20 protein-coding genes and 2 tRNA genes are annotated in these 24,794 nt (G+C 69.0%); 15 read left to right on the top strand and 7 right to left on the bottom strand.

Annotation, left to right across the window (positions count from 1 at the left end; genetic code table 11):
• Positions 1–34: 34 nt before the first annotated feature.
• Positions 35–1,387, bottom strand: a complete 1,353-nt coding sequence (locus ACQ5DX_RS15050; RefSeq protein ID WP_430333365.1) for an alpha/beta-hydrolase family protein — start codon at positions 1,385–1,387, stop codon at positions 35–37.
• Entirely contained in the window at positions 1,384–2,010 is a 627-nt protein-coding gene (locus ACQ5DX_RS15045) for a hypothetical protein (RefSeq protein WP_430333364.1), read from the bottom strand. The genes ACQ5DX_RS15050 and ACQ5DX_RS15045 overlap by 4 nt, the downstream gene beginning before the upstream one ends.
• 166 nt (positions 2,011–2,176) lie before the next feature.
• On the opposite strand from ACQ5DX_RS15045, the gene ACQ5DX_RS15040 reads away from it, so the two are divergent.
• The 5 genes from ACQ5DX_RS15040 to ACQ5DX_RS15020 all read left to right on the top strand — a co-directional run bounded on the left by ACQ5DX_RS15040 (position 2,177) and on the right by ACQ5DX_RS15020 (position 7,885).
• The gene (locus ACQ5DX_RS15040; RefSeq protein WP_430333363.1) at positions 2,177–3,349 is read left to right on the top strand and encodes a sensor histidine kinase; all 1,173 of its coding nucleotides are present in this window, start codon (positions 2,177–2,179) and stop codon (positions 3,347–3,349) included.
• A gap of 9 nt (positions 3,350–3,358) precedes the next feature.
• The gene (locus ACQ5DX_RS15035; RefSeq protein ID WP_430333362.1) at positions 3,359–4,021 is read left to right on the top strand and encodes a response regulator; all 663 of its coding nucleotides are present in this window, start codon (positions 3,359–3,361) and stop codon (positions 4,019–4,021) included.
• Positions 4,022–4,102: 81 nt separating this feature from the next.
• The gene (locus ACQ5DX_RS15030) at positions 4,103–5,134 is read left to right on the top strand and encodes an ATP-dependent 6-phosphofructokinase (protein ID WP_430333361.1); all 1,032 of its coding nucleotides are present in this window, start codon (positions 4,103–4,105) and stop codon (positions 5,132–5,134) included.
• Between the two features lie 22 nt (positions 5,135–5,156).
• The gene (gatB, locus tag ACQ5DX_RS15025) at positions 5,157–6,665 is read left to right on the top strand and encodes an Asp-tRNA(Asn)/Glu-tRNA(Gln) amidotransferase subunit GatB (protein ID WP_430333360.1); all 1,509 of its coding nucleotides are present in this window, start codon (positions 5,157–5,159) and stop codon (positions 6,663–6,665) included.
• An 11-nt stretch (positions 6,666–6,676) separates the two neighbouring features.
• Positions 6,677–7,885, top strand: coding sequence for a cation:proton antiporter (locus tag ACQ5DX_RS15020; RefSeq protein ID WP_430333359.1), 1,209 nt, complete (start codon positions 6,677–6,679; stop codon positions 7,883–7,885).
• A 3-nt stretch (positions 7,886–7,888) separates the two neighbouring features.
• On the opposite strand, the gene ACQ5DX_RS15015 is transcribed toward ACQ5DX_RS15020, so the two are convergent.
• Positions 7,889–9,034, bottom strand: coding sequence for a PQQ-dependent sugar dehydrogenase (locus tag ACQ5DX_RS15015; RefSeq protein WP_430333358.1), 1,146 nt, complete (start codon positions 9,032–9,034; stop codon positions 7,889–7,891).
• A 113-nt stretch (positions 9,035–9,147) separates the two neighbouring features.
• Here ACQ5DX_RS15015 and ACQ5DX_RS15010 point away from each other — a divergent pair, with 113 nt between their 5' ends.
• Positions 9,148–10,134 carry a DoxX family membrane protein gene (locus ACQ5DX_RS15010; protein ID WP_430333357.1) on the top strand — a complete coding sequence of 329 codons (987 nt, stop codon included), beginning with the start codon at positions 9,148–9,150 and terminating at the stop codon, positions 10,132–10,134.
• A gap of 82 nt (positions 10,135–10,216) precedes the next feature.
• On the opposite strand, the gene ACQ5DX_RS15005 is transcribed toward ACQ5DX_RS15010, so the two are convergent.
• The 3 genes from ACQ5DX_RS15005 to ACQ5DX_RS14995 form a co-directional block, all read right to left on the bottom strand.
• Complete coding sequence (locus ACQ5DX_RS15005; protein WP_430333356.1) at positions 10,217–11,125, bottom strand: hypothetical protein; 909 nt, start codon at positions 11,123–11,125, stop codon at positions 10,217–10,219.
• Between the two features lie 153 nt (positions 11,126–11,278).
• Complete coding sequence (ilvD, locus tag ACQ5DX_RS15000; RefSeq protein ID WP_430333355.1) at positions 11,279–13,120, bottom strand: dihydroxy-acid dehydratase; 1,842 nt, start codon at positions 13,118–13,120, stop codon at positions 11,279–11,281.
• Between the two features lie 185 nt (positions 13,121–13,305).
• On the bottom strand, positions 13,306–13,794 hold the full coding sequence (locus ACQ5DX_RS14995; RefSeq protein ID WP_430335678.1) for a PH domain-containing protein: 489 nt from the start codon (positions 13,792–13,794) through the stop codon (positions 13,306–13,308).
• Between the two features lie 268 nt (positions 13,795–14,062).
• On the opposite strand from ACQ5DX_RS14995, the gene ACQ5DX_RS14990 reads away from it, so the two are divergent.
• From ACQ5DX_RS14990 to ACQ5DX_RS14970, 5 genes are all read left to right on the top strand, one after another.
• Positions 14,063–15,997, top strand: a complete 1,935-nt coding sequence (locus tag ACQ5DX_RS14990; protein ID WP_430333354.1) for an acetolactate synthase large subunit — start codon at positions 14,063–14,065, stop codon at positions 15,995–15,997.
• Positions 15,994–16,497 (top strand): acetolactate synthase small subunit, encoded by a 504-nt coding sequence (ilvN, locus tag ACQ5DX_RS14985; RefSeq protein ID WP_430333353.1) that lies wholly within the window; start codon positions 15,994–15,996, stop codon positions 16,495–16,497. The genes ACQ5DX_RS14990 and ilvN overlap by 4 nt, the downstream gene beginning before the upstream one ends.
• A gap of 77 nt (positions 16,498–16,574) precedes the next feature.
• Positions 16,575–17,576, top strand: a complete 1,002-nt coding sequence (gene ilvC / locus ACQ5DX_RS14980; RefSeq protein WP_206612274.1) for a ketol-acid reductoisomerase — start codon at positions 16,575–16,577, stop codon at positions 17,574–17,576.
• A 303-nt stretch (positions 17,577–17,879) separates the two neighbouring features.
• Positions 17,880–19,472 (top strand): phosphoglycerate dehydrogenase, encoded by a 1,593-nt coding sequence (gene serA / locus ACQ5DX_RS14975; protein WP_430333352.1) that lies wholly within the window; start codon positions 17,880–17,882, stop codon positions 19,470–19,472.
• Between the two features lie 92 nt (positions 19,473–19,564).
• On the top strand, positions 19,565–20,578 hold the full coding sequence (locus tag ACQ5DX_RS14970) for a 3-isopropylmalate dehydrogenase (protein ID WP_430333351.1): 1,014 nt from the start codon (positions 19,565–19,567) through the stop codon (positions 20,576–20,578).
• Between the two features lie 61 nt (positions 20,579–20,639).
• On the opposite strand, the gene ACQ5DX_RS14965 is transcribed toward ACQ5DX_RS14970, so the two are convergent.
• Positions 20,640–21,788: an MFS transporter gene (locus tag ACQ5DX_RS14965; protein WP_430335677.1), complete on the bottom strand. Its 1,149-nt coding sequence runs from the start codon at positions 21,786–21,788 to the stop codon at positions 20,640–20,642.
• A 181-nt stretch (positions 21,789–21,969) separates the two neighbouring features.
• Here ACQ5DX_RS14965 and ACQ5DX_RS14960 point away from each other — a divergent pair, with 181 nt between their 5' ends.
• From ACQ5DX_RS14960 to ACQ5DX_RS14945, 4 genes are all read left to right on the top strand, one after another.
• Positions 21,970–22,743 carry a fumarylacetoacetate hydrolase family protein gene (locus ACQ5DX_RS14960; RefSeq protein WP_430333350.1) on the top strand — a complete coding sequence of 258 codons (774 nt, stop codon included), beginning with the start codon at positions 21,970–21,972 and terminating at the stop codon, positions 22,741–22,743.
• A gap of 93 nt (positions 22,744–22,836) precedes the next feature.
• A complete protein-coding gene (gltX, locus tag ACQ5DX_RS14955; RefSeq protein WP_430333349.1) occupies positions 22,837–24,309 on the top strand; it encodes a glutamate--tRNA ligase in 1,473 nt (490 codons plus the stop codon).
• A gap of 180 nt (positions 24,310–24,489) precedes the next feature.
• Positions 24,490–24,561: transfer RNA gene (locus ACQ5DX_RS14950), tRNA-Gln, on the top strand.
• Between the two features lie 153 nt (positions 24,562–24,714).
• Positions 24,715–24,790, top strand: a tRNA-Glu gene (locus ACQ5DX_RS14945).
• Positions 24,791–24,794 lie beyond the last annotated feature (4 nt).

The raw sequence follows: 24,794 nt of genomic DNA, 5'->3' as shown, positions 1-24,794 counted from the left end.
GTAGGAGCGAGACGCCGCCTTCGCAGCGGATCGCTCAGCATGCCGGCATCGACAGGCCCTGGTCGATGCCGTAGCGATGCCCGTGGCCGGTGGGAGCGTCGAGCGCGAACACCAGATCCACGGTGGTCTGGACGAAACTGGCGAACGGAATCCATTGGGGCACGGGTGCGTCGACTCGCGCACGGCTCAGGTCCGGCGGGTTGGCCACCAGCGCCGGGGACCACCACACGACGGGGTCGGAACTGTTGGCCAGTACCGCAGCGCCGTCGACGTCCACGGCACCGGCGGGTGGACCGGCCCACAGCACGCTGCACGTGGCCGGTCGTGCGGCCGCATCGCTGTCGAAGATCGCGCTGCCGCCGACCGAGCCCAGGCTCTGTCCGTACACGTGCAGGCTCGGTCGCTCGCCCGGTGCCAGCGTGGCGATGTGCGCCGACACCGCGGCGAACAGCGCGCGGGCCGACGCCTCCGCGTCGGCGCGTCCGAAGAGGAACGTGGCCCAACTGGGGGCGTACGAGTACTGCTGCCCGACGATCGCCACGTCGCCGCCGAACCGGCGTTCGATCCCGCGCGCGGCCTCTCCGTCGATCCACCCCGACCCGGTGGGGACGGCCACCACGACGTGTCCGCGCGTGAAGGCGCCGGTCCGGTCGAGTTCCCGCACGGCGAGCGCGGCGCGGGCGTTCACATCGGGCGCCGAGTCGAGCCCGACGTAGGTGCGGATGCTGCGGGGGTCCGAGGTGCCGGCGACGAACCGTCGACCCTCGGCACCCAGCGTTGTCCACGGGACGAGCGAATCCCGGTCGCCCGCAACGAGGCCGGGATCGACGACCGTGCTCGTCGCTCGGAAGTGTTGCGCCGCAGCCGAAGTCGCGCCCGGTACCGCGACGAACCATGCCAGTGCGGCGACGACGACGGCCAGTGCCGTCGACCGTGCGCCACCCAACCGACGCCCTGCTGCGGCGAACCCACGCGTGATCCCCACCGACACCAGGAACACGGCCACCGCCCAGAGACCGACCTGGGCCCAGTGGACCGCACCGACGGAGGGCAGGGCCATCGCCGCCCGCAGCGAGTTCTGCCAGCGATCGGCGCACACGACGGCCCAGGTGACGACGGCACCTGCCACCGCGAGGGCCGTGATTCGTGCCCCCGTGGCCTGCCCGGGATGCGCGCGTAACCGGCCGATCAGCGCCACCGCTCCGTACAACACCGCGACCAGCACACCGGTCAGGACCCCCTGGACCGGCGCGGAGCGGGGGAGCAGCGACGGGGCCAGCGATACCGCCGCACCGCCCGAGACCGCCAGCGACACACCCACGCGGGGGAGCGGCAGGGCGAGGGCGTGGTGCCGTGCCCGGGTCCCCGCGCTCGCCATCGCGCTCATGCCGGCACCGCCCAGCGGATCCGCCCCACCCGGCGGACCACGGCCACCACGGCCAACAGCCCCAGCGCGGCGAGGGTTACGCCGACGGTGTACCGAATCCAGGGCTCGTCGACCGGGACGCCGTATCCCTGCCGCATGGAGTTGACCGACACCGCGGTCGTCGCGGTGTTCGCCATCGCGAAACAGGAAGTGCGGTCCCGTTCTCGGGTCTCGCACGCCTCGTGCATCCGTCGGTCGAGCTGGGCGTCGAGCGCGCTGCGGGCCCACCCACCAAGGTCGCCGTCGGCCTGGTGCGCGTAGCGCAGTAGGTCGTAGCCGAGATCGTGGGCCTTGCAGGCGGCGTCGAACTCGGCAGGCAGGGGCACCGGTGACGAGCACTCGCCGTTCGGATTCACCAGCATGCCCCCCTCCACGATGGGGCGGTAGCCGATGACGGCCGCGAAGTCTTCGGGTACGGCGGACAGGTCCGGTGCGGCGTCGCCCGCGGTCAGTTCCGTCACCGCCCGCGCGGCGCCCGAGTCCTCCCGGAAGGGGGTTCCCGCATCCGCCTGCGGAGCGGACAGGGTGGCTGTGACGATTGCGGCGCCGGCGAGGACCGCGCCGGTCCATCTTCTGGTTCGCATGGAAACGACGCTAGAAATCGCCCGTACGCTGCGACATCACTCCGTGGAGTGGAATCGGGGCGGCTCCGTCGAGGGGCTGTGGCGGGACCGTCGTACCGCGGAGCCAGCATGATCTCACTCTCAGGTATGACGCCCGACGACGTCCGGGTTCCTAGAGTCGACAGCTGTGAGTGGCAACGAACCGGTACGAGCGAAGACGCGGCTGCACGGAAACGGACTGACGAGCCTCATCGTGCTCGTCACGGCGATCCTGTACGCGGTGGCGTGGCCGACGCTGCACCTCACCCACGAGGTGCTGCCTCCGGTGCAACCGATCGTCGCCGCGCTCGCCGCATGGCCGTTCCTCCTGATCCGGGCCAATCCGGCTCTGGGATGGGCGGTCTCGGCGGTCTCGGCGCTCGTGATCCCGCGGGTGTTCGACCTCGTCCCCGACTCCGGGTACACGTACCCGTGGCAGGTCGTGCACATCATCGTGATCATGGCGCTGCTCCTCGCGGTCAGTGTCACCGCCGGTGCGCGCACGGTGATGGTGGCGTGGATCTCGACGGTGCTGCTGTTCCTCGCCGACACCCCGGGCGACGACGGCGTCGGATGGGCCGTCGGACTCAGCGCGATGGTCGTCTTCGGGCTGCTGATCCGGTGGCTGATCCACTCGCGCCGACAGCTCGCCGCCGAGGAGCAGACCAGCGAACTCGAACGCGCGCGCCGGGCGATCCTCGAGGAGAAGGCGCGCATCGCCCGAGATCTGCACGACGTCGTCGCGCACCACATGTCGATGGTCGTCGTGCAGGCGCAGAGCGCGCCCTACCGGCTGTCCTCGGTGTCCGACGAGGTGAAGGCCGAGTTCGATTCGATCGGCGCCACCGCGCGCGAGGCGCTCAACGAGATTCGCGGTCTGCTCGGCGTGTTGCGCAGCGACGCGGAGGCAATCGAGCGGGCGCCGCAGCCCGGCGTCGAGCAGATCCAGGAGTTGCTCGACAGCACCCGCCGCGCCGGGATCGCGTTGTCGTGGAACGTGACCGGCGATCCGACCGTGCTCTCGGAGTTGTCGGGGCTGACGGTGTACCGGATCCTGCAGGAGTCGTTGGCGAACGCGGCACGGCACTGCCCGGGTGCGCCGGTGACGGTGACGCTCGACCACGGGCCTTCGGTCACCGCGATCGTGGTGCGCAACGGGCCGGCCGCAGCCCCGGGTCAGCCGGTGGAGTCCTCCGGCGGCAGCGGCATCGGTGGCATGCGCGAGCGCGCCGCTGCGGTCGGTGGCACCCTCGACACGCGCCCGCTGCCCGACGGCGGTTTCGAGGTCCGGGCCCACATCCCCGCCGCGCCGCTCGCCTAGGCTGTCCGGGTGGCGATCACGGTCTTCATTGCGGACGATCAGGCGATGGTGCGGCAGGGCTTCGGCGCGCTGCTGGGCGCGCAGCCCGACATCAGCGTGATCGGCGACGCGCCGAACGGCCGCGTCGCCGTCTCCGAGGTCAAGCGGCTGCGACCCGACGTCGTGCTGATGGACGTGCGGATGCCGGAGCTCAACGGCCTCGATGCGGCACGGGAAATCCTGTCCGCCGCAATCGATCCTCCGGTTCGGGTGCTCATGCTGACCACGTTCGACATCGACGAGTACGTCTACGAGGCGCTCGGCATCGGCGCGAGTGGCTTCATGCTCAAGGACGCCCCGGCCGAGGAGCTGATCCGGGCGGTGCGGGTAGTCGCCGACGGCGACGCGCTGCTCGCACCCAGTGTGACCCGACGGCTCATCGCCGACGTCACCCGACGCCGTTCGGCGCCGCGCGCCCGCCACCCGCAGTTGGAATCGCTGACCCCGCGCGAGCGCGAGGTGCTCGAGCTGATCGCCGCGGGGCTGTCGAACGTCGAGATCGCCGAACGTCTGTTCGTGGCGGAGCAGACCGTCAAGACCCACGTGGGCAAGGTGCTGTCGAAGCTGTCGCTGCGGGACCGGGCCCAGGCCGTGGTGCTCGCGTACGAATCGGGCCTCGTCACGCCCGGCTGATCGAGTCGGGGTGCCCGATCGGCACGGGAGCGGCAAGATGAGAGGGGACCGCCCTGCTACCCGAACGCCGAGGGGGCCGTGATGCGCATCGGAATCCTGACCGGAGGCGGCGACTGTCCCGGTCTCAACGCCGTGATCCGCGCCGTCGTGCGCACCGCGGACGGCCGGTACGGCAGCGCCGTGGTCGGCTTCCAGGACGGTTGGCGCGGACTCCTCGAAGACCGCAAGGTCCAGATGCGCAACGAGGACCGCATCGACCGTATCCTCGCGCGCGGCGGCACGATCCTCGGGACCGCGCGGGTCAACCCGCAGAAACTGCACGACGGACTCGACCGGATCAAGCAGACCCTCGACGACAACGGCATCGACGTCCTCATCCCGATCGGCGGGGAGGGCACGCTGACGGCCGGTAGCTGGCTCGCCGACAGCGGTGTCCCCGTGGTCGGTGTCCCCAAGACGATCGACAACGACATCGACTGCACGGACGTCACCTTCGGATTCGACACGGCCCTGACCATCGCGACCGACGCGATCGACCGCCTGCACACCACCGCTGAGTCGCACCAGCGTGTGATGCTCGTCGAGGTGATGGGCCGGCACGCCGGCTGGATCGCGCTGCAGTCCGGGATGGCGTCGGGAGCGCACCTGATCCTCGTTCCCGAGCAGCCGTTCGACGTCGACGAGGTGTGCGCCATGGTCAAGAAGCGCTTCCAGCGCGGCGACTCGCACTTCATCGCCGTCGTCGCCGAGGGCGCGGCACCTGATCCGGCGTCCATGACGCTGCGCGAGGGCGGGATCGACGAGTTCGGGCACAAGATCTTCACCGGCGTCGCGCAGCAGCTCGCCGTGGAGATCGAGCGGCGGATCGGCAAGGAGGTCCGCACGACGGTGCTCGGGCACGTGCAGCGCGGCGGCACCCCCACGCCGTACGACCGGGTGCTGGCCACGCGGTTCGGGGTGCACGCCACCGACGCCGCGCACAGTGGACAGTTCGGTCAGATGGTGGCGCTGCACGGCACCGCGATCGACCTCGTGCCGCTGTCGGAGGCAACCAAACAGCTCAAGACCGTGCCCTTGGATCGTTACCGGGAGGCGGCCGCGTTCTTCGGGTGACGAGGCGCATAAACTCATGAGCATGACTGCCGCCGTGTCCGCTGACCTTCTCGACTATGACGCCGTCCTCGCGAAGTTCGAGCCCGTACTGGGCATGGAAGTGCACGTCGAGCTGCACACCGCCACCAAGATGTTCTGCCCGTGCCCGACCGCGTTCGGCGCCGAGCCCAACACGCAGGTCTGCCCGGTGTGCCTCGGCATGCCCGGAGCGCTGCCGGTCGTCAACCAGGCGGCCGTCGAGTCCGCGATCCGGATCGGCCTCGCGCTGAACTGCTCCATCACCCCGTGGGGCCGGTTCGCGCGCAAGAACTACTTCTACCCGGACCAGCCGAAGAACTACCAGATCTCGCAGTACGACGAGCCCATCGCGACCGAGGGCTACCTCGAGGTCGTGCTCGACGACGGCACCACGTGGCGCGTCGAGATCGAGCGCGCGCACATGGAGGAGGACACCGGAAAGTCGCTGCACGTCGGCGGCGCCACCGGTCGTATCCACGGCGCGAGCCACTCGCTGCTCGACTACAACCGCGCCGGCGTGCCGCTCGTCGAGATCGTCACCAAGCCCATCACCGGCGCCGGTGAGCGTGCCCCCGAGGTGGCCCGCGCGTACGTGACTGCGCTGCGCGACCTGCTCAAGGCCCTCGACGTCTCCGACGTCCGCATGGATCAGGGTTCGCTGCGTTGCGACGCCAACGTCTCGCTGATGCCGATCGGGGCCGAGGAGTTCGGTACCCGTACCGAGACCAAGAACGTCAACTCGCTCAAGAGCGTCGAGACCGCCGTCCGCTACGAGATGCGCCGCCAGGGCGCCGTGCTCGTCTCCGGTGGCGAGGTCATCCAGGAGACCCGGCACTTCCAGGAGGCCGACGGCACCACGTCCGCCGGTCGCCGCAAGGAGACCGCCGAGGACTACCGCTACTTCCCGGAGCCCGACCTCGAGCCGGTCGCCCCGAGCGCCGACTGGGTAGAGGAACTGCGCGGCACGCTGCCCGAGCTGCCGTGGATCAGGCGCGCCCGGATCCAGGAGAAGTGGGGCGTGTCCGACGAGGTCATGCGCGACCTCGTCAACGCCGGCGCCCTCGAACTGGTGATCGCGACGACCGAGGCCGGCGCCTCCGCCGACGCGGCCCGCTCCTGGTGGGTGTCGTACCTCGCGCAGCAGGCCAACACCCGTGGTGTCGAGCTGGCCGACCTGTCGATCACGCCCGCTCAGGTGGCAAAGGTGGTCGAGCTCGTCGACAGCGGCAAGCTCAACAACAAGGTCGCCCGTAAGGTCGTCGACTTCGTGCTCGACGGCGAGGGCGAGCCCGAGCAGATCGTCGAGGCCCGCGGCCTGGTCGTAGAGCGCGACGACACCAAGCTGCAGGCTGCGGTCGACGAGGCACTGGCGGCCAACCCGGACATCGCCGAGAAGATCCGCAGCGGCAAGGTCGCCGCGGCGGGCAAGATCGTCGGAGATGTCATGAAGGCCACGCGCGGGCAGGCCGATCCTGCGCGTGTCAAGGAGCTGGTCATCGCCGCGTGCAGCTAACGTAGCGGCCCATGGACGCCGCCGTTGCCACATCACTGTTCTGGATCACGGTCGCGGCGGCGATCGCGCCGCTCGTCGCGGGCTCGTTGCGGCACAAGCTGATTCCCGAGGTGGTGCTGCTGCTCGTGGGCGGCATCATCATCGGTCCGTACGCGCTCGACCTGGCGAACGTCGATTCCGAGATCGAGCTGCTGCGTGAACTCGGCCTCGGCATGCTGTTCCTTCTGGCCGGCTACGAGATCGACAAGGACGAGTTGACCGGGCGCGGCGGTCGTCGCGCGCTGGTGACCTGGCTCGTGTGCCTGGCACTGGCATTCGCGGTCGTCGCAGCCCTCGGGGCCGCGGGAGTGGTGCATTCGGAGATCGCGGTGGCGATCGCGCTCACCTCGACCGCGCTGGGCACGCTGCTGCCGATCCTCAAGGACCGCGGTCTGCTCGGCGCTCCGGTCGGGCGGGCCGTCCTCAACCACGGTGCGATCGGCGAGCTCGGCCCGGTCCTGGCGATGGCGGTGCTGTTGGGGGCGCGCGGCGCGGTGGCCTCGCTCATCGTGCTGGCGCTGTTCGCCGCAGTGGCGGTTGTCGTCGCGATCCTCCCGGCGCGGATCCTGCGGGAGGGCACCGCTCTGCTGGAGGTGGTCCGGCGCGGATCCGACACGACCGCCCAGACGACCGTGCGTCTGGTGATGTTGTTGGTGGTGGCGCTGATCGCGGTGACAGCGGTCTTCGACCTCGACATCATCCTGGGCGCGTTCGCGGCCGGGTTCATCCTGCGCCGCACGCTGCCCGAGGGCGACGAACTGCTCGAGGGAAAGCTCGAGGGGCTCGCGTTCGGCCTGCTCATCCCGATCTTCTTCGTCACCTCGGGAATGGCGATCGACGTGTCGGCGGTGGCCGGCGAACCCCTGGTCCTGCTGGCCTTCCTCGCCCTGCTCGTCGTCGTCCGCGGTGTCCCGGTGTTCGTCGCGTCGCGCTACGACCGCGGCCCTGCGGGCGCGAACTTCGACACCCGTGAACAGCTGCAGGTGGCGCTGTATTCGACCACCGGCCTGCCACTCATCGTCGCCGTCACCGGCGTGGCGGTCTCGGCCGGTCAGATGTCCAACGCGACCGCGTCGATCCTCGTGGCCGCCGGCGCCATCACCGTCCTGGTGCTGCCGCTGCTCGCGAGCGCGTTGGCGCCCAAGACTCCCAGCGACCGCTGCGATCCGCTCCCGGCGTGACCGTCAGTCCACCCCGCCCGAGCCCGACGGCAACGGGAGCTTGACCACCCGATCGTCGGTGGGTCCGGGGGTGCCGCCGGACTTGTTGACGGTCGCCGCCCAGATCTGCCCGTCAGCGCTGATTGCGGTTCCGCCGAGCCGGCCGTAGAGCTTCTGCGCCAGCAGCGCCGGGGCCGTCGAGACGGCACCGGTCTCGCGCTCGGTGGCGAAGACGGCGACCGCCTGGCCGTCGTTCAACGCCACCACCACAGCGCCCGGCGTGGCCGCACACCCGGCGACGCCCGGCTTGTCGGGCCATGTCCAGGCGGGCGCACCCACGGCGCCGTCGGCTCCGACCCGCTGCAAGCGGTCCTCGACGACCGTGCGGTCGGCCACCCAGACGGCGCCGCTCGGGTCGGCGCACACGTCACCCGCCCGGCCGATGCCCGAGAGCACCACGGCCGGCCGCGGCGGGTTCGACGTCGACGCGAGTGCCGTGACCCGCAACAGCTTTCCGGCGAGGGACGCGGGATCAGCAGCGGCGGACGGATTCCCGGCGTCGCCGGTGAGGACCATCAGCTCACCGGGCTTCGAGAACGCCAGCGCGCCCGCATTTCCGGCGGCCCCGCGCGGAATGCCGGTCAGCACGTCCTTGGGTACGTCACCGGGCGCGATCCGCACCACCCGGTTGTCGGTCGGCGTCGTGATGTACGCGTAGAGCAGGTTGTCCTCGGCGAACGTGGGGGACAGCGCGATGTCGAGCAGCCCGCCGTCCGAGCCGGAATCGACGGGGATCCTTGCGAACTCGGCGGGCTGCTGCCCCGGTGCCACCCGCAGGATGCGCCCGGTGCGGCGCTCGGTGACGAGGGCGGAGCCACCGTCGGGGAGCATCACCATGCCGCCGGTGGTGTCCAGACAAGTCGCGATGACATTGGGGTCGCGGTCGAAGCACGGGTCGTCGGGCACCGAGGGCTCGGGCATCGCCGCCGACGGGGCGGACGGTTCCTTCGGCTGCACCTCGGCGCCGGAACCGAACGTCGGCTCCGGGGTGAACGGGGACGATGCGGAATCGTCGAACCGGGCGCATCCGGCGATCGTGAGCACGGTGATCGAGAGGAGCGCCGTCGCGGCCGTGCGGCGGACCGTCCGGCTCCGTTCACCAGTCGTCATGGTGCAGACGTTACGGAAGGTCCGGCCGTCGCCGCCACGCGCGGTGCGATGTGACCGGCGCGCCGGGCTGCGGTACCCGGGCAACTCCGGCAAGCGCACATAGGCTGCCTGTCGTGACTGACAAGCCGAAAGATCACACCGCGTCCGCCGGCGGGGCGTCGGCGCCGAGCCCATTCGACCAGCCGACCGAGAGGTTTGCGGCCCAGTCGATCCGGACGTCGAACCCGACGCGGAAGCTGCTCCCGCAGACCGACGAGGACCTCGACTTCGGCGCCCCGGATCGGGACAGCCTGCCGACCGAGGAGATCCCTGCCTTCCGGCGGTTGTCGTCGCCGGCACCAAGCACCGTGGAGGATCAGCCGACTGTCGTGATCGCGCGCGGTGAGCCGGTGGTGTCCGAGCCTGTCGCGATGACCGCGGTGACCGAACCGATCGCGGCCGAACCCACCGTGACCGATCGAACGGTGGCCGAGCCCGTCGTGTCGGAGCCGATCCTCGCCGAGCCCGTCGTGTCGGAGCCGATCGGATCACATACGGGCGCCGGACCGGTGGTTGTCCCGCCCGCGGAGCCGTCGGAGGACTCGCGTCGCGGCACGCTCGATCTGGGTCTGCTCGTCCTGCGAGCGGCGGTGGGCGGCACGCTGTTGGTGCACGGTCTGCAGAAGCTGACGGGGTGGTGGAACGGCCCCGGGCTCGGCGGCTACCGCGACCAGTTGGTCGACTCGGGATTCGACCACGCGCGGGCGCTGGCGATGGCGGGCGCGGTCGGTGAGGTGGCCGGCGGCGCGCTGCTGATCCTGGGCCTGCTCACACCGGTGGCGGCGGCCGTCGTGCTCGCGGTGATGATCAACGCCTGGTGCCTCAAGCAGTCGATGGTCCCCGGCCTCGAGTACTTCGCGCCCGAGGGCATCGAGTACGAGACCGTGCTGGGGGCGGCAGCCGCGGCGATCATCCTGACCGGTCCGGGCCGAATCTCGCTGGACGGGCGACGGAAGTGGGCGACCCGCCCCTACGTCGGCTCGGCCGTGGTCCTGATCCTGGGTGTCGCCGTCGGCGTCGGCGTGTGGTTCCTGTTCAACGGTGCCAATCCGGTCATCTGACGCGTCGCCGCTCCGGTTCTGGTCGTGCCGCTCCTCCCATCGGGGGAGCGGCACGACCAGTTCGGGAGCGGCAACTCGGTTTTCAGCCGAGGGCTCGGCGCAGCCGGCGGACTACCTCCGCCGGTGTGGACAACTCCCGCCAGCCCCAACGAGCGACGCTGTACCCGGCAGCACGGATGCGGTCTTCGCGTAGCTTCTCCGCGATGACCGCCTGTTCGGTGATCTGACCGGGGCACAGATGCTCGGTGTACTTGCCGACGCCGTCGAACTCGCCGACCGCACGCTCGCGGTCGAAGAAGAAGTCGACGCGGCCGAGTGGCGCGCCGTCGTCGTGCAGCACGCGCTGGAGATCGGGGGCCGGGAGCCGGGCCCGATGGATCAGTACGCGACTGCGGGACTCGCCGACGCTTTCGCTGCGCCCGTCCATGAAGGAGACCGCGCGGGCTGCCTGTGCCGCTCCGCGTCGGCCACGGCACCGCTCGAGGGCGTCGGCCAGAGCCCCGTGCGTCACCAGCCCCGTCGCCAGCGCGTGGTCGCCAGACGTGACGGCACACTCGAACGGCAACGTCCGCGCGAGGTCGACGACCGTGCGAGCCGGTGTGGTGACGGTCAGCCCGTCCACGACGACGAGGTCCTCGGCGGGAAGTCGCCCGACGTGAACGTGCCGGCGGTTGGTGACCTTGCCGCCGGAGGGACGGTCCAGGGTGGAGTGCACCAGCCGCAGCGGCACGTTCCACAGCTCGATTCCGTGCATCACCGCTGCCGACACGTGGCTGACCACGGCGTCCTGGCATGCCGATGCCGTGGCGAGGACCGCCAATCGGTGTTGCGCAACCGAGTCGAGCCGGGCGAGATCGGCCGCGCGGACGTACGCACCGGGCCGGACCGCGAGCAACTCCCGCGACCGACGCGCCGTGCGGAGTTCGTGATCCGTGAAGCCGTGTCCGAGCGCGTCGGACCTGAACACCAGTGGCGTGCCGTCGAATTCCATGTGGCGAGCCTGCCGCCCGGTAGCACGTCGACGGCGCCCGATTCGCGATCTGTGGATGGATTTCTCCGTATCCACAGATCCGCCGCTCCGAAAATGACTGTGCCGCGCCCCCGATCGGGGACGCGGCACAGCGAATAGCGGAGCGGCAGGTGGCTACGGCACCTGGCGGACGGCGCCCTTGTCGGCCGAGGTGGCGAGGGCGGCGTAGGCGCGCAGCGCGGTGGTGACGGTGCGCTGACGGTCGACCGGCTGCCACGGACGCTCGGACGCCTCCATCTTGGCGCGGCGCTGCGCGAGGGTCTCGTCGTCGACGAGGACCTCGAGCGTGCGGGTTGCGACGTCGATGCGGATCTGGTCGCCGTCCTCGACGAGGCCGATCACACCGCCCGACGCGGCCTCGGGGGAGATGTGGCCGATCGAGAGGCCCGAGGTGCCGCCGGAGAAGCGGCCGTCGGTGATCAGCGCGCACTCCTTGCCCAGACCGGCGCCCTTGAGGAATGCGGTGGGGTGCAGCATCTCCTGCATGCCCGGGCCGCCCTTGGGGCCCTCGTAGCGGACCACGATGACGTCGCCCGGCTTGATCTGCTTCTGCAGGATCACCGACACCGCGGCCTCCTGCGACTCGACGACGACGGCCGGACCCTGGAACGAGAACAGTTCCTCGTCGATGCCGGCGGTCTTGAGGATCGCGCCGTCGACGGCGATGTTGCCGCGCAGCACGCACAGGCCGCCCTCGACGGTGTACGCGTGCTCGAGGTCGCGAATGCAGCCGCCCTCGGCGTCGGTGTCGAGCGCACTCCAGCGGTTGTTCGTGGAGAACGGCTCGGTGGTGCGGACGCCACCGGGAGCCGCGTGGAACAGCTCGAGCGCCTCGTCGGAAGCCTTGCCGGAGCGGATGTCCCACGTGTCGAGCCACTCGTCGAAGCTCGCGGTGTGAACGGTGGAGACGTCGGTCTCCAGCAGGCCGGCGCGGCGCAGCTCACCCAGCAGTGCGGGGATGCCACCGGCGCGGTGCACGTCCTCCATGTGGTAGTCCGAGTTGGGGGAGACCTTCGACAGGCAGGGCACCCGGCGGCTGATCTCGTCGATCGTGCTCAGGTCGAAGTCGACCTCGCCCTCCTGCGCCGCGGCGAGCGTGTGCAGGACGGTGTTGGTGGAGCCGCCCATCGCGACGTCCAGTGCCATCGCGTTGCGGAACGCCTTGGGGGAGGCGATGTTCCGCGGCAGAACCGACTCGTCCTCGTCGCGGTAGTACCGCAGCGCGGCCTCGACGACGGTGGTGCCGGCGCGGCTGAACAGCGCGCGACGGGCCTCGTGGGTAGCCAGCGTCGAGCCGTTGCCGGGCAGGGCCAGGCCCAGTGCCTCGGTGAGGCAGTTCATCGAGTTGGCGGTGAACATGCCCGAGCAGGAGCCACACGTCGGGCACGCGCTGCGCTCGACCTCGTCGAGTCCCTCCTCGGACACGGAGTCGTTGGCGCTCGCGGAGATCGCGGTGATCAGGTCGGTGGGGGCCTGCGCGACGCCGCCGACGACGACGGCCTTGCCGGCCTCCATCGGACCGCCCGAGACGAACACGGTCGGGATGTTCAGGCGCATAGCGGCATTGAGCATGCCGGGCGTGATCTTGTCGCAGTTCGAGATGCAGACCAGGGCGTCGGCGGTATGCGCATTGACCATGTACTCGACGGAGTCGGCGATGATCTCGCGGCTGGGCAGCGAGTACAGCATGCCGCCGTGACCCATCGCGATGCCGTCGTCGACCGCGATCGTGTGGAACTCGCGGGGCACGCCACCGGCGGCGCGCACGGCCTCGGCGACGATCTCGCCCACGTCCTTGAGGTGGACGTGGCCGGGAACGAACTGCGTGTAGGAGTTCGCGATCGCGACGATCGGCTTACCGAAGTCGGAGTCCGTCATACCGGTAGCGCGCCACAGCGAGCGGGCTCCGGCAGCGTTGCGTCCGACGGTGGTTGTGCGTGACCTGAGCGGGGGCATGGGCGATTCCTTCGTCGATCAGCGGTTCTCGGCGGCGGGCTGTGCGCCGAGCGCGGCGTAATTCGTAAACAGATGGGCCCGTGAAGGTGCTGGTCGGCTGGACCCGATTTCGGCTAGTGCGGTCGCCTCGTCATCTCCGGTGGGAGCGGGAGACGTCCTGGTGAGACGCTACTCCCGCGCACGGATCAGTCGGTATTCGGCTCCGTGTCGGTGGACACCTCGGTGGCGGCGGATTCCGAACGAGCCTTGGCGCGCTCCGCCTCGTGGGCTGCGGCGTACGGGTCGGTGACGCGGCCACCGCTCGCGGAGGCCAGCTGGGGCAGACGTCCGAACGTCACGGTCGGCAGCGACACCTCGGTGCCGTCGACGAGGTCGGCCCGGGCCCAGCCGCGCTTGGGGAAGCGGAACCCCTTGATCTGATCCCACGATATGGACTGCGAAGAGAAAGCGCGGCGCAGTTCGAGCCCCTCGGGCGTGACGGTCGTGCGCACGCGCAGCACCCAGGCGCCGACGAGGAACGGGATGACCAGCATCCAGCCGAACGCCGCCGGCCACCCGAGAACCGGGAAGCTCATGCAGAACAGCAGGAAGATGCATGCGATCAGCGCGAGCGGGGAAATCCGGATGACCTGACGGTCGTCGTCGGGCGTGTGGGATGATGACTGAGGTGGCACGGGCTGCTGAGGAGATGACACCTCTACATCTTCGCACTGCAGCCGAGGCATCTTACATTCTGGGACAGCGCACTCACCAAAGTTGACTGTCTACCATTAGCGCGCCTACCGTCGAGCGCGTGAAGCAGAATGAGTTGCTCGTAATCGGCCGGCGCGTCGTCGCCTGAGCCGGTTCTTCAACTCGCCAGATAACGACGCGCCACCCTCGTACAGCTGATGCTGACGAGGGTTTTTTGTTGCCCGGAGCCAGAATCAAAGAGGATTTCCAGTGAGCGCACCAACCGCACGGCCTCAACCCACGCCGCGCAAGTCGGGAGCAGCGAGCCCGACCACCGCGGCCGCCGCCACGCAGACCGGTCCCCGTCGTCAGGTCGCCCCCGAGCGGGTCACCGGCGCGCAGTCCGTGGTCCGCGCCCTCGAGGAACTCGAGGTCGACACGGTGTTCGGCATCCCGGGCGGTGCCGTTCTCCCGGTGTACGACCCGCTCTTCGATTCGCAGAAGGTTCGCCACGTCCTGGTGCGTCACGAGCAGGGCGCGGGTCACGCCGCGACCGGTTACGCGCAGGCCACCGGCAAGGTCGGCGTCTGTATGGCGACCTCCGGTCCGGGTGCGACCAACCTGGTGACCCCGCTCGCCGACGCCCAGATGGACTCGGTCCCCGTCGTCGCGATCACCGGACAGGTCGGGCGCTCGCTGATCGGCACCGACGCTTTCCAGGAAGCCGACATCTCCGGCATCACGATGCCGATCACGAAGCACAACTTCCTGATCACCGACGGCGTCGACATCCCGCGCATCCTGGCCGAGGCGTTCTACCTCGCGTCGAGCGGCCGCCCGGGCGCGGTCCTCGTCGACATCCCCAAGGACATCCTGCAGGCGCAGACCACGTTCTCGTGGCCGCCGGAGATGCACCTGCCCGGCTACCGTCCGGTCACCAAGCCGCACGGCAAGCAGGTCCGCGAGGCCGCGCGCCTGATCGCCGAGGCCAAGTCCCCGGTGCTGTACGTCGGCGGTGGCGTGATCAAGGCCGAGGCGTCCGCCGAGCTGCTCGAACTGGCCGAGCTCACCGGCATCCCCGTCGTCACGACCCTCATGGCGCGTGGCGCGTTCCCGGACAGCCACCAGCTCAACTGCGGCATGCCGGGCATGCACGGCACGGTCGCGGCCGTCGCCGCGCTGCAGAAGAGCGACCTACTGATCACCCTCGGCGCGCGGTTCGACGACCGCGTCACCGGTCAGCTCGACTCGTTCGCGCCCGACGCGAAGGTCATCCACGCCGACATCGACCCGGCGGAGATCGGCAAGAACCGCCATGCGGACGTCCCGATCGTGGGCGACTGCAAGGAGGTCATCACCGAGCTGCTCGAGGCGATCCGCGCCGACCAGGCGACGGGCACGACCCTCGATCTCACCGAGTGGTGGGCGTACCTCGACGGGATCCGCCGCACCTACCCGCTGGCCTACGACCGTCCCGCCGACGGTGCGCTGTCGCCCGAGTACGTGATCCAGGCCGTCGGCCGGCTCGCGGGCCCGGACGCCATCTACTGCGCCGGCGTCGGTCAGCACCAGATGTGGGCTGCACAGTTCGTCAACTACGAGAAGCCGCGCACGTGGCTGAACTCGGGTGGTCTCGGCACGATGGGTTACGCCGTGCCGGCCGCGATGGGCGCCAAGATGGGCATGCCGGACCGCGAGGTCTGGGCCATCGACGGTGACGGCTGCTTCCAGATGACCAACCAGGAGCTCGCTACCTGCGCCGTCGAGGGTGTGCCGATCAAGGTCGCGCTCATCAACAACGGCAACCTGGGCATGGTCCGCCAGTGGCAGACCCTCTTCTACGACCAGCGCTACTCCAACACGAATCTGGGCACGCACGGTGCCGTGCGCATCCCGGACTTCGTGAAGCTGGCCGAGGCCCTGGGTTGCGTCGGCATCCGGGTCGAGCGGGAGGAGGACGTCGAAGACGCCATCCGCACCGCGCAGTCGATCAACGACAAGCCCGTCGTCATCGACTTCATCGTCGGCAAGGACGCCCAGGTGTGGCCGATGGTCGCCGCGGGCACCAGCAACGACGAGATCATGGCGGCGCGGGGCATCCGCCCGCTGTTCGACGAAGACGAGTCGGCCGACGAGCCTGCCGTCATCCACGAGGCCATGGAACGTGAGCAGCGCGCAGGCGCCGAAACGGAGGACACCAAGTGAGCACCAGCCACACCCTCAGCGTCCTCGTCGAGGACAAGCCGGGCGTGCTGGCCCGTGTCGCTGCACTTTTCTCCCGTCGCGGATTCAACATCGAGTCGCTCGCCGTGGGCGGCACCGAGGTTCCGGACATCTCGCGCATGACGATCGTCGTCACGGTCGACGAGTTCCCGCTCGAGCAGGTGACCAAGCAGCTCAACAAGCTCGTCAACGTCATCAAGATCGTCGAGCAGGACACCGAGGCATCGGTCGCCCGCGAGCTGATCCTGATCAAGGTGCGCGCCGACGCCAGCGTCCGCACACAGGTGATCGAGACCGTGAACCTGTTCCGCGCCAAGGTTATCGACGTTTCGCCGGAGTCCCTCACGATCGAAGCGACCGGCACGCGTTCCAAGCTCGATGCGCTCCTGCGCATGCTCGATCCCTACGGCATCCGCGAGATCGTGCAGTCCGGTGTGGTGGCGGTCGGCCGTGGGCCGAAGTCCATCACGGCCACCCGCTAGTACCGTTCACCAGCCGACAACAGACAATTCAAGCGTTCATAGAACCCAGAGGAGAGGTAAGAACAGTGGCAGTCGAGATGTTCTACGACGACGATGCAGACCTGTCGATCATCCAGGGCCGCAAGGTCGCGGTCATCGGCTACGGCAGCCAGGGCCACGCGCACTCGCTGAGCCTGCGCGATTCCGGTGTCGATGTGCGCATCGGTCTCCAGGAGGGTTCGAAGTCCCGTGCAAAGGCCGAGGAGCAGGGCCTGACGGTCGGCACGCCGGCTGAGGTCGCCGAGTGGGCCGACGTCATCATGGTGCTCGCTCCCGACACCGCCCAGGCGTCGATCTTCAAGAACGACATCGAGCCGAACCTGAAGGACGGCGACGCGCTGTTCTTCGGCCATGGCCTCAACATCCACTTCGACCTGATCACGCCCCCGGCGAACGTCACGGTCGGCATGGTCGCCCCGAAGGGCCCCGGCCACCTGGTCCGTCGTCAGTTCGTCGACGGCAAGGGCGTCCCGGCCCTGATCGCCGTCCACCAGGACCCGAAGGGTGAGGGCCAGGCCCTGGCTCTGTCCTACGCCAAGGGCATCGGCGGCACCCGCGCCGGCGTCATCAAGACCACGTTCAAGGAAGAGACCGAGACGGACCTCTTCGGCGAGCAGGCCGTGCTCTGCGGTGGCACCGAGGAACTGGTCAAGACCGGTTTCGAGGTCATGGTCGAGGCCGGCTACGCGCCCGAGATGGCGTACTTCGAGGTGCTGCACGAGCTCAAGCTCATCGTCGACCTCATGTACGAGGGTGGCATCGCCCGCATGAACTACTCGGTGTCCGACACCGCTGAGTTCGGTGGCTACCTGAGCGGCCCGCGCGTCATCGACGCCGGCACCAAGGAGCGCATGAAGGCGATCCTGGCCGACATCCAGTCCGGCGAGTTCACCCGCCGCCTGGTCGCCAACGTCGAGAACGGCAACAAGGAGCTCGAGGCTCTCCGCAAGGAGAACGCCGAGCACCCGATCGAGGTCACCGGCAAGAAGCTGCGCGACCTGATGAGCTGGGTCGATCGTCCGATCACCGAGACGGCCTGATCCACAGCTGACATCTTCGGCCCGAGGGTGGCGCGTCCAGTACGCGTGGCCCTCGGGCCGAAGTGTTTCCGGGTGTGGCGTGAATCTCGGTTTTCTGCACCGGGGGTGTCCACTATCTGGTAATAGATACCCGCCCTGCGGAATCGCTCGCTCCGCCCCACTAAACTGATTCCCGACTACGGCCATTCGTGCGCGCCCACGCGGTGCCCGGCCGTGGACATCACGCTCGACCTTCGAAGAGATCCTCCGAGGACGTCTTCGAAGAAACTGACACAGCCCGACACCGAACTAGGGAGTTGACTCGTGAGCCAGAATGGCCGCCCTGTTGTCCTGATCGCCGACAAGCTCGCACAATCGACCGTCGATGCGCTCGGAGACGGTGTCGAGGTGCGCTGGGTCGACGGCCCCGACCGTCCCGCGCTGCTCGCGGCTGTGCCTGAGGCCGACGCCCTGCTCGTCCGCTCGGCCACCACGGTCGACGCCGAGGTGCTCGCCGCCGCCACCAAGCTGAAGATCGTCGGCCGCGCCGGTGTCGGCCTCGACAACGTCGACATCCCGGCCGCCACCGAGCGTGGCGTCATGGTCGTGAACGCGCCGACCTCCAACATCCACTCGGCCGCCGAGCACGCTGTCTCGCTGCTGCTGTCGACCGCGCGCCAGATCCCGGCCGCCGACCGCACGCTGCGTGAGAAGACTTGGAAGCGTTCGAGCTTCAACGGCACCGAGATCCTCGGCAAGACCGTCGGCGTCGTCGGCCTGGGCCGCATCGGCCAGCTGTTCGCGCAGCGCCTGGCCGCGTTCGAGACCAACGTCATCGCGTACGACCCCTACCTGCCGGCCGCTCGCGCCGCGCAGCTGGGCATCGAGCTGGTTGACATCGACGAGCTGGTCGAGCGCGCCGACTTCATCTCGGTCCACCTGCCCAAGACCAAGGAGACCGCGGGCCTGATCAACGCCGAGCGCCTGGCCAAGGCCAAGGACGGCGTCATCATCGTCAACGCCGCTCGCGGTGGCCTGATCGATGAGGACGCGCTGTACGACGCGCTCGTGAACGGCAAGGTCCGCGCCGCCGGCCTCGACGTGTTCAACACCGAGCCCTGCACCGACTCCAAGCTGTTCGACCTCGACAACGTCGTCGTCACCCCGCACCTGGGTGCGTCCACCGCCGAGGCACAGGACCGCGCCGGCACCGACGTCGCCAAGAGCGTGCTGCTGGCCCTGGCCGGCGAGTTCGTCCCGGACGCCGTCAACGTCTCCGGCGGCCCGGTCGGCGAAGAGGTCGCCCCGTGGCTCGAGCTGGTCCGCAAGCTGGGTCTGCTCGCCGGCACCCTCTCGCCGGAGGCCGTGCAGAACGTGCAGGTCGTCGCGAGCGGTGAGCTGTCGGCCGAGAACGTCGAGATCCTCGGCCTGGCTGCGCTCCGTGGCCTGTTCTCCGCGAGCACCGACGAGGCTGTCACGTTCGTCAACGCCCCGCAGCTCGCCGAGCAGCGCGGCGTGAGCGTCGAGGTCGAGAAGCACAGCGAGGCACAGACGCACCGCAGCGCCGTCGAGGTCCGCGCGGTCGCCGCCGACGGCACCGTCACCACGGTCGCGGGCGCGCTGACCGGCCTGCAGCAGGTCGAGAAGATCGTCAACATCAACGGCCGCAGCTTCGACCTGCGCGCCGAGGGCCACAACATCGTCGTCCACTACACGGACCGGCCGGGCGTGCTCGGCATCCTGGGCACCGTGCTCGGCAACGCCGGCATCGACATCCAGGCCGCCGCGCTGAGCCAGGACGTCGAGGGCGGGGGCGCCACCGTGATCCTGCGCGTCGACCGCGTCGTCCCCGACGCCGAGATCGCGCAGATCGTGGAGAAGCTCGACGCTCGCGTCGCGCAGGTCGATCTGTCCTGATCCTCACCATCCCTACCCGGTGGCCGCGATCGTCGACTGAGTTTCGATGATCGCGGCCACCGTCGGATTTCTTCCAGGAAGAGAGTGTGTTCATGAAGCTTGCGGTCATCCCCGGTGACGGCATCGGTGTCGAGGTCACGGCGGAAGCACTGAAGGTGCTGCGGAAGCTGGTGCCCGATGTGGAGACCACCGAGTTCGACCTCGGTGCCAAGCGCTACAACGAGACCGGCGACCTGCTGCCCGAGGCCGAGCTCGACGCGATCCGTCAGCACGACGCGATCCTGCTCGGCGCGATCGGCGACCCGCGGTACGTCGCCCCGGGCATCCTCGAGCGCGGCCTGCTGCTGAACATGCGTTTCCTGCTCGATCACCACGTGAACCTGCGCCCCGCGCGCACCTACCCGGGCTCGAGCTCGCCGCTGGCCGCGAACCCGGACATCGACTTCATCGTCGTCCGCGAAGGCACCGAGGGTCCGTACACCGGCAACGGTGGCTCGATCCGGGTCGGCACGCCGCACGAGGTCGCGACCGAGGTCTCGGTGAACACGTGGTTCGGCGCCGAGCGCGTCGTGCGTGCCGCGTACGAGCTCGCGCAGAAGCGTCGCAAGCACCTGACGCTGATCCACAAGACCAACGTGCTCTCGAACGCCGGCCGCATCTGGACCCGCGCGATGGAGACCATCGGCGCCGAGTACCCGGACGTCGAGACGGCGTACTGCCACATCGACGCGGCCACCATCTACATGGTCACCGACCCGACGCGCTTCGACGTGATCGTCACCGACAACCTGTTCGGCGACATCATCACCGACCTCGCGGGTGCCGTCACCGGCGGTATCGGCCTGGCCGCGTCCGGCAACATCGACGCGTCGGGGACCAACCCGTCGATGTTCGAGCCCGTCCACGGCTCGGCTCCGGACATCGCCGGCCAGGGCATCGCGGACCCGACCGCCGCGATCCTCTCGGCCGCGATGCTGCTGCGTCACCTCGGCCGTGAGGACGACGCCGCGCGCATCGAGCGGGCCGTCGAGGCGGATCTGGCTTCGCGTGGCGACGCCCCGATCGTCACCACGGAGGTCGGTGACCGTATCGCGGCTGCCGTCTAGGCGCTTCGAACTCCGAAAGACGTGGCCGCCGCCCGGAATCCGGGCGGCGGCCACCGTCGTTTCAACGTCGTTCGGGCTGATCCTCGGGCACCAGGGGCAGTGCCACGAGCGGGAACAACGCCGTGATCGCGAACGCCAACGGGAAGCTGACGGCACCGATCAGTGCGCCGAACACGGGCGGGACCACCGACGCGGCCAGGTACTGGCTCGTGTTCTGTGCGCCGAGCGCTCGACCGCTCCAGTACGGTCCGGCGATCTCGGCGACGGCTGTGAACGCCAACCCGTTGTCCGCCACCGTGATCACCGACGCGATCATCAGGAGTGCAACGGAGACCGGCGAGTCCAGCCAGTCCGTCAGCGCCAGCGCTCCCATGGACACGGCCGCCGCGGCGGCCACCCACCGCAACGGGCCCATCCTGCTTCCGACTCGGTCGGACCAGGCGCCGGCTGCGATCCGGCCTGCGGCGCCGAGCAATTGGGTGACTGTGATGAGGATGCCTGCGGACGCGGCGGACCAGTGCCGGTCCGTCATCAGCCACAGCAGTCCGAACGTCCACACCAGGTACTGGGGGACCACCAGCAGCACGGACACGCCGTGAATCCGCCACAGCACACTCGATCCCCGGTACGGATTGTCCAGCAGGCCGGTTTCCTTCGCGTCCGCGTGTGCCGGGCGCGGCGGGTCGACCACGAACAGGCAGGCCACCGCTGCGACGAAGGTCACCGCCGTGGGCAGTACCAACGCCCAACCGACACCGTGGGATTCGGCAATCCGGGGCACCGTCAGCGCGGCCAATGCCACGCCCAGCGGCAGCGCCATCTGACGGATCCCCATCGCGAATCCCCGGCGCTGCGGCGGGAACCACCCGACCACGACCCGCCCGCTGGCGGCATTTGCGCTCGACGCTGCCATGCCGCCGATCAGCAGCAGTACGCCCAGCATCACGAACGAGGAAGTGAGGGCGGCACCTGCGCTGGCGAGCGCCGTGACCGCCATGCCGATCACCAGGACCCGACGTTCACCGATGCGGTCGACGACGACACCCCACGCCATGAGGCTGACGAGGAATCCGACGGTCGGCGCGGCGACGACGAGCCCGGCCCGGGACAGGTCGAGTCCGTGCTCACCCTGCAGCGTCGGCAGCAGAAACGCGGGCGTGTTCGAGAACACCGCCCCCGCAGTCTGTGCGAGCACGCCGAGTCCCAGCATCGACCAGCGGTGCAGCGGGCTCGCCTGCAATTCCCGAGTTCTCGTCTCACTCACGGAGCCATCCCAAAATGTGAAATGAATGTCTTAGAATGTGGATACGTCTCGGAGTGTAGACCCTGCGGCGCCCGGCGCGCGACGGGTCTGCCCGGGCGGCGCGGCGTGACTCGATAGACTCGGCCCCATGCGCCTAGGTCGAATTGCCAGTCCCGACGGAGTTGCCTTCGTGTCCATCGAGGGGGAGGGCGATGCGCAGACTGCGAAGGAAATCGCCGAACACCCCTTCGGTACACCGACTTTCACCGGCCGCAGCTGGCCGCTGGCGGACGTCCGCCTGCTGGCTCCGATTCTCGCGAGCAAGGTGATCTGCATCGGCAAGAACTACGCGGCGCACGCGGCCGAGATGGGCGGCGAGGCTCCCGAGGATCCGGTCATCTTCATCAAGCCCAACACCTCGATCGTCGGTCCCGGCGCCCCGATCATGCTGCCGCCGTCGTCGAACGAGGTGCACTACGAGGGTGAACTCGCGGTGGTCATCGGCCGTCCCTGCAAGGACGTTCCTGCCGCGAAGGCGCGTGACGTCATCCTCGGCTACACCGTCGCGAACGACGTGACCGCGCGAGACCAGCAGCGCCACGACGGTCAGTGGACCCGCGCCAAGGGCTACGACACGTTCTGCCCGCTGGGTCCGTGGATCGAGACGAACCTGGACGTCTCGGACGTCGAGATCAAGACCGAGGTGGACGGTGAGGTCAAGCAGCGCAGCCGCACTTCGCTTCTGCTGCACGACATCCCGAAGGTCATCGAATGGGTGTCCACGGTCATGACGCTGCTGCCGGGCGATGTCATCCTCACCGGAACGCCGGAGGGTGTCGGCCCGATCGTCGACGGCCAGTCGGTGAGCGTCACGGTCGAGGGGATCGGCACCCTGACCAATCCGGTTGCCGCCAAGCGCTGATCGGATTCCGATCCGGGTGGGCATGGAACCGCCGCAGTACTAGCCTGTAAGGGTCCTTTTCCCGGCGCCTAGCAGCGTGTATCGAAGAGAGCCATGACCACCAGCGAAGTACGCGTCCGTTTCTGTCCGTCACCCACCGGTACCCCGCATGTCGGGCTCGTCCGGACGGCCCTGTTCAACTGGGCGTTCGCACGTCACCACGGTGGCACGCTCGTGTTCCGCATCGAGGACACGGACGCCGCCCGTGACACGGAGGAGTCGTACCAGGCGATCCTCGACGCGCTGCGCTGGCTGGGGCTGAACTGGGACGAGGGTCCGGAGGTGGGCGGTCCGTACGCGCCGTACCGGCAGTCGCAGCGGCGCGACCTGCACCTGGACGTCGTCCGGCGTCTCGTCGAGGCCGGCGAGGCGTACGAGTCCTTCTCGACCCCCGAGGAGGTCGAGGCGCGGCACAAGGCGGCCGGACGCGATCCCAAGCTGGGCTACGACAACTACGACCGTGACCTGACGCCCGAGCAGCGCCAGGCGTACCTGGACGAGGGACGCAGTCCGGTCGTGCGGTTGCGGATGCCCGACCACGATCTGACGTGGAACGACCTGGTGCGCGGCGAGACGACGTTCAAGGCCGGCACGGTCCCGGACTTCGCGCTCACCCGCGGCAACGGAATTCCGCTGTACACGCTCGTCAATCCGGTCGACGACGCATTGATGAAGATCACACACGTCCTGCGTGGTGAGGACCTGCTGTCGTCGACGCCGCGCCAGCTCGCGCTCTACGAGGCGCTCCAGCGCATCGGTGTCGCCGATTTCACACCGGAGTTCGGTCACCTCCCGTTCGTGATGGGTCAGGGCAACAAGAAGCTGTCCAAGCGGGATCCCGAGTCGAACCTGTTCATCCACCGCGATCGCGGCTTCATCCCCGAGGGTCTGCTCAACTACCTGGCGCTGCTGGGCTGGGGGATCGCCGAGGATCGCGACGTGTTCTCGCTCGCCGAGATGGTGGCGGCCTTCGACATCTCCAAGGTCAACTCGAACCCGGCGCGGTTCGACCAGAAGAAGGCCGACGCGATCAACGCCGAGCACATCCGCCTGCTCGAGCCGGCGGACTTCTCGGCGCGGCTGCGCGCGTACCTGACGACGCACGGGCATCCCGTCGACGCGCTGACGGCCGAACAGTTCGACATCGCGGCCGATCTCGTGCAGACCCGAATCGTCGTGCTCTCCGAGGCCTGGGACCTGCTGAAGTTCCTGCTGATCGACGAGTCGGACTTCGCGATCGATCCGGCCGCCGCCGCCAAGAACCTGGGTGCCGATGCCGCTCCGGTGCTGGACGAGACCATCGCCGCCCTCGATTCCCTGTCCACGTGGGCCACCGCGGACCTCGAGGAGGCCCTCAAGGCCGCGCTGATCGAGAAGCTCGAGCTCAAGCCGCGTAAGGCGTTCGCACCGGTGCGTGTGGCGCTCACCGGCTCGCACATCAGCCCGCCGCTGTACGAGTCGATGGAACTGCTGGGTCGCGACAAGACGCTGGCTCGCCTTCGTTCGGCGCGTGCACAGATCGCCTGACCTGACCCCCCATTTCTCGGCCCGCACCGGATCTTCCGGGGCGGGCCGAGAGTGTCTTCAGGGCGATTTACCGCCTCTGACCAGCCGATTTGTAGTTCGGAGGAGGGTTGGTGCTAATCTTCTTCTCGGTTCGGAACGGAGGCCGCGACGCCCGCAGGGCAGGCCGAAGCAACAAACCATTGGGGTATGGTGTAATTGGCAACACAGCTGATTCTGGTTCAGCCATTCTAGGTTCGAGTCCTGGTACCCCAGCGGAAGTCCGCAAGGTGAAAGCCTTTAGGATTTCGGTGAGTCTCGGCTTGCCGGTTCTTCCGACTGCAGCGCTTCGCTTGCATTCGCTGCAGTACATACACTGTGATCGCTCGTCAGAGCCACGCAGTCATACAGTGTTCCATGCAAGTTCTCGGCCCCGTCGTCTAGCGGCCTAGGACGCCGCCCTCTCAAGGCGGTAGCGCGGGTTCAAATCCCGTCGGGGCTACCACGGA

The sequence above is a fragment of the Rhodococcus sp. ACT016 genome (assembly GCF_050477185.1).
In the GTDB taxonomy this organism is placed as follows: domain Bacteria; phylum Actinomycetota; class Actinomycetes; order Mycobacteriales; family Mycobacteriaceae; genus Prescottella.
This window is presented reverse-complemented; position numbering and strand designations above follow the sequence as displayed.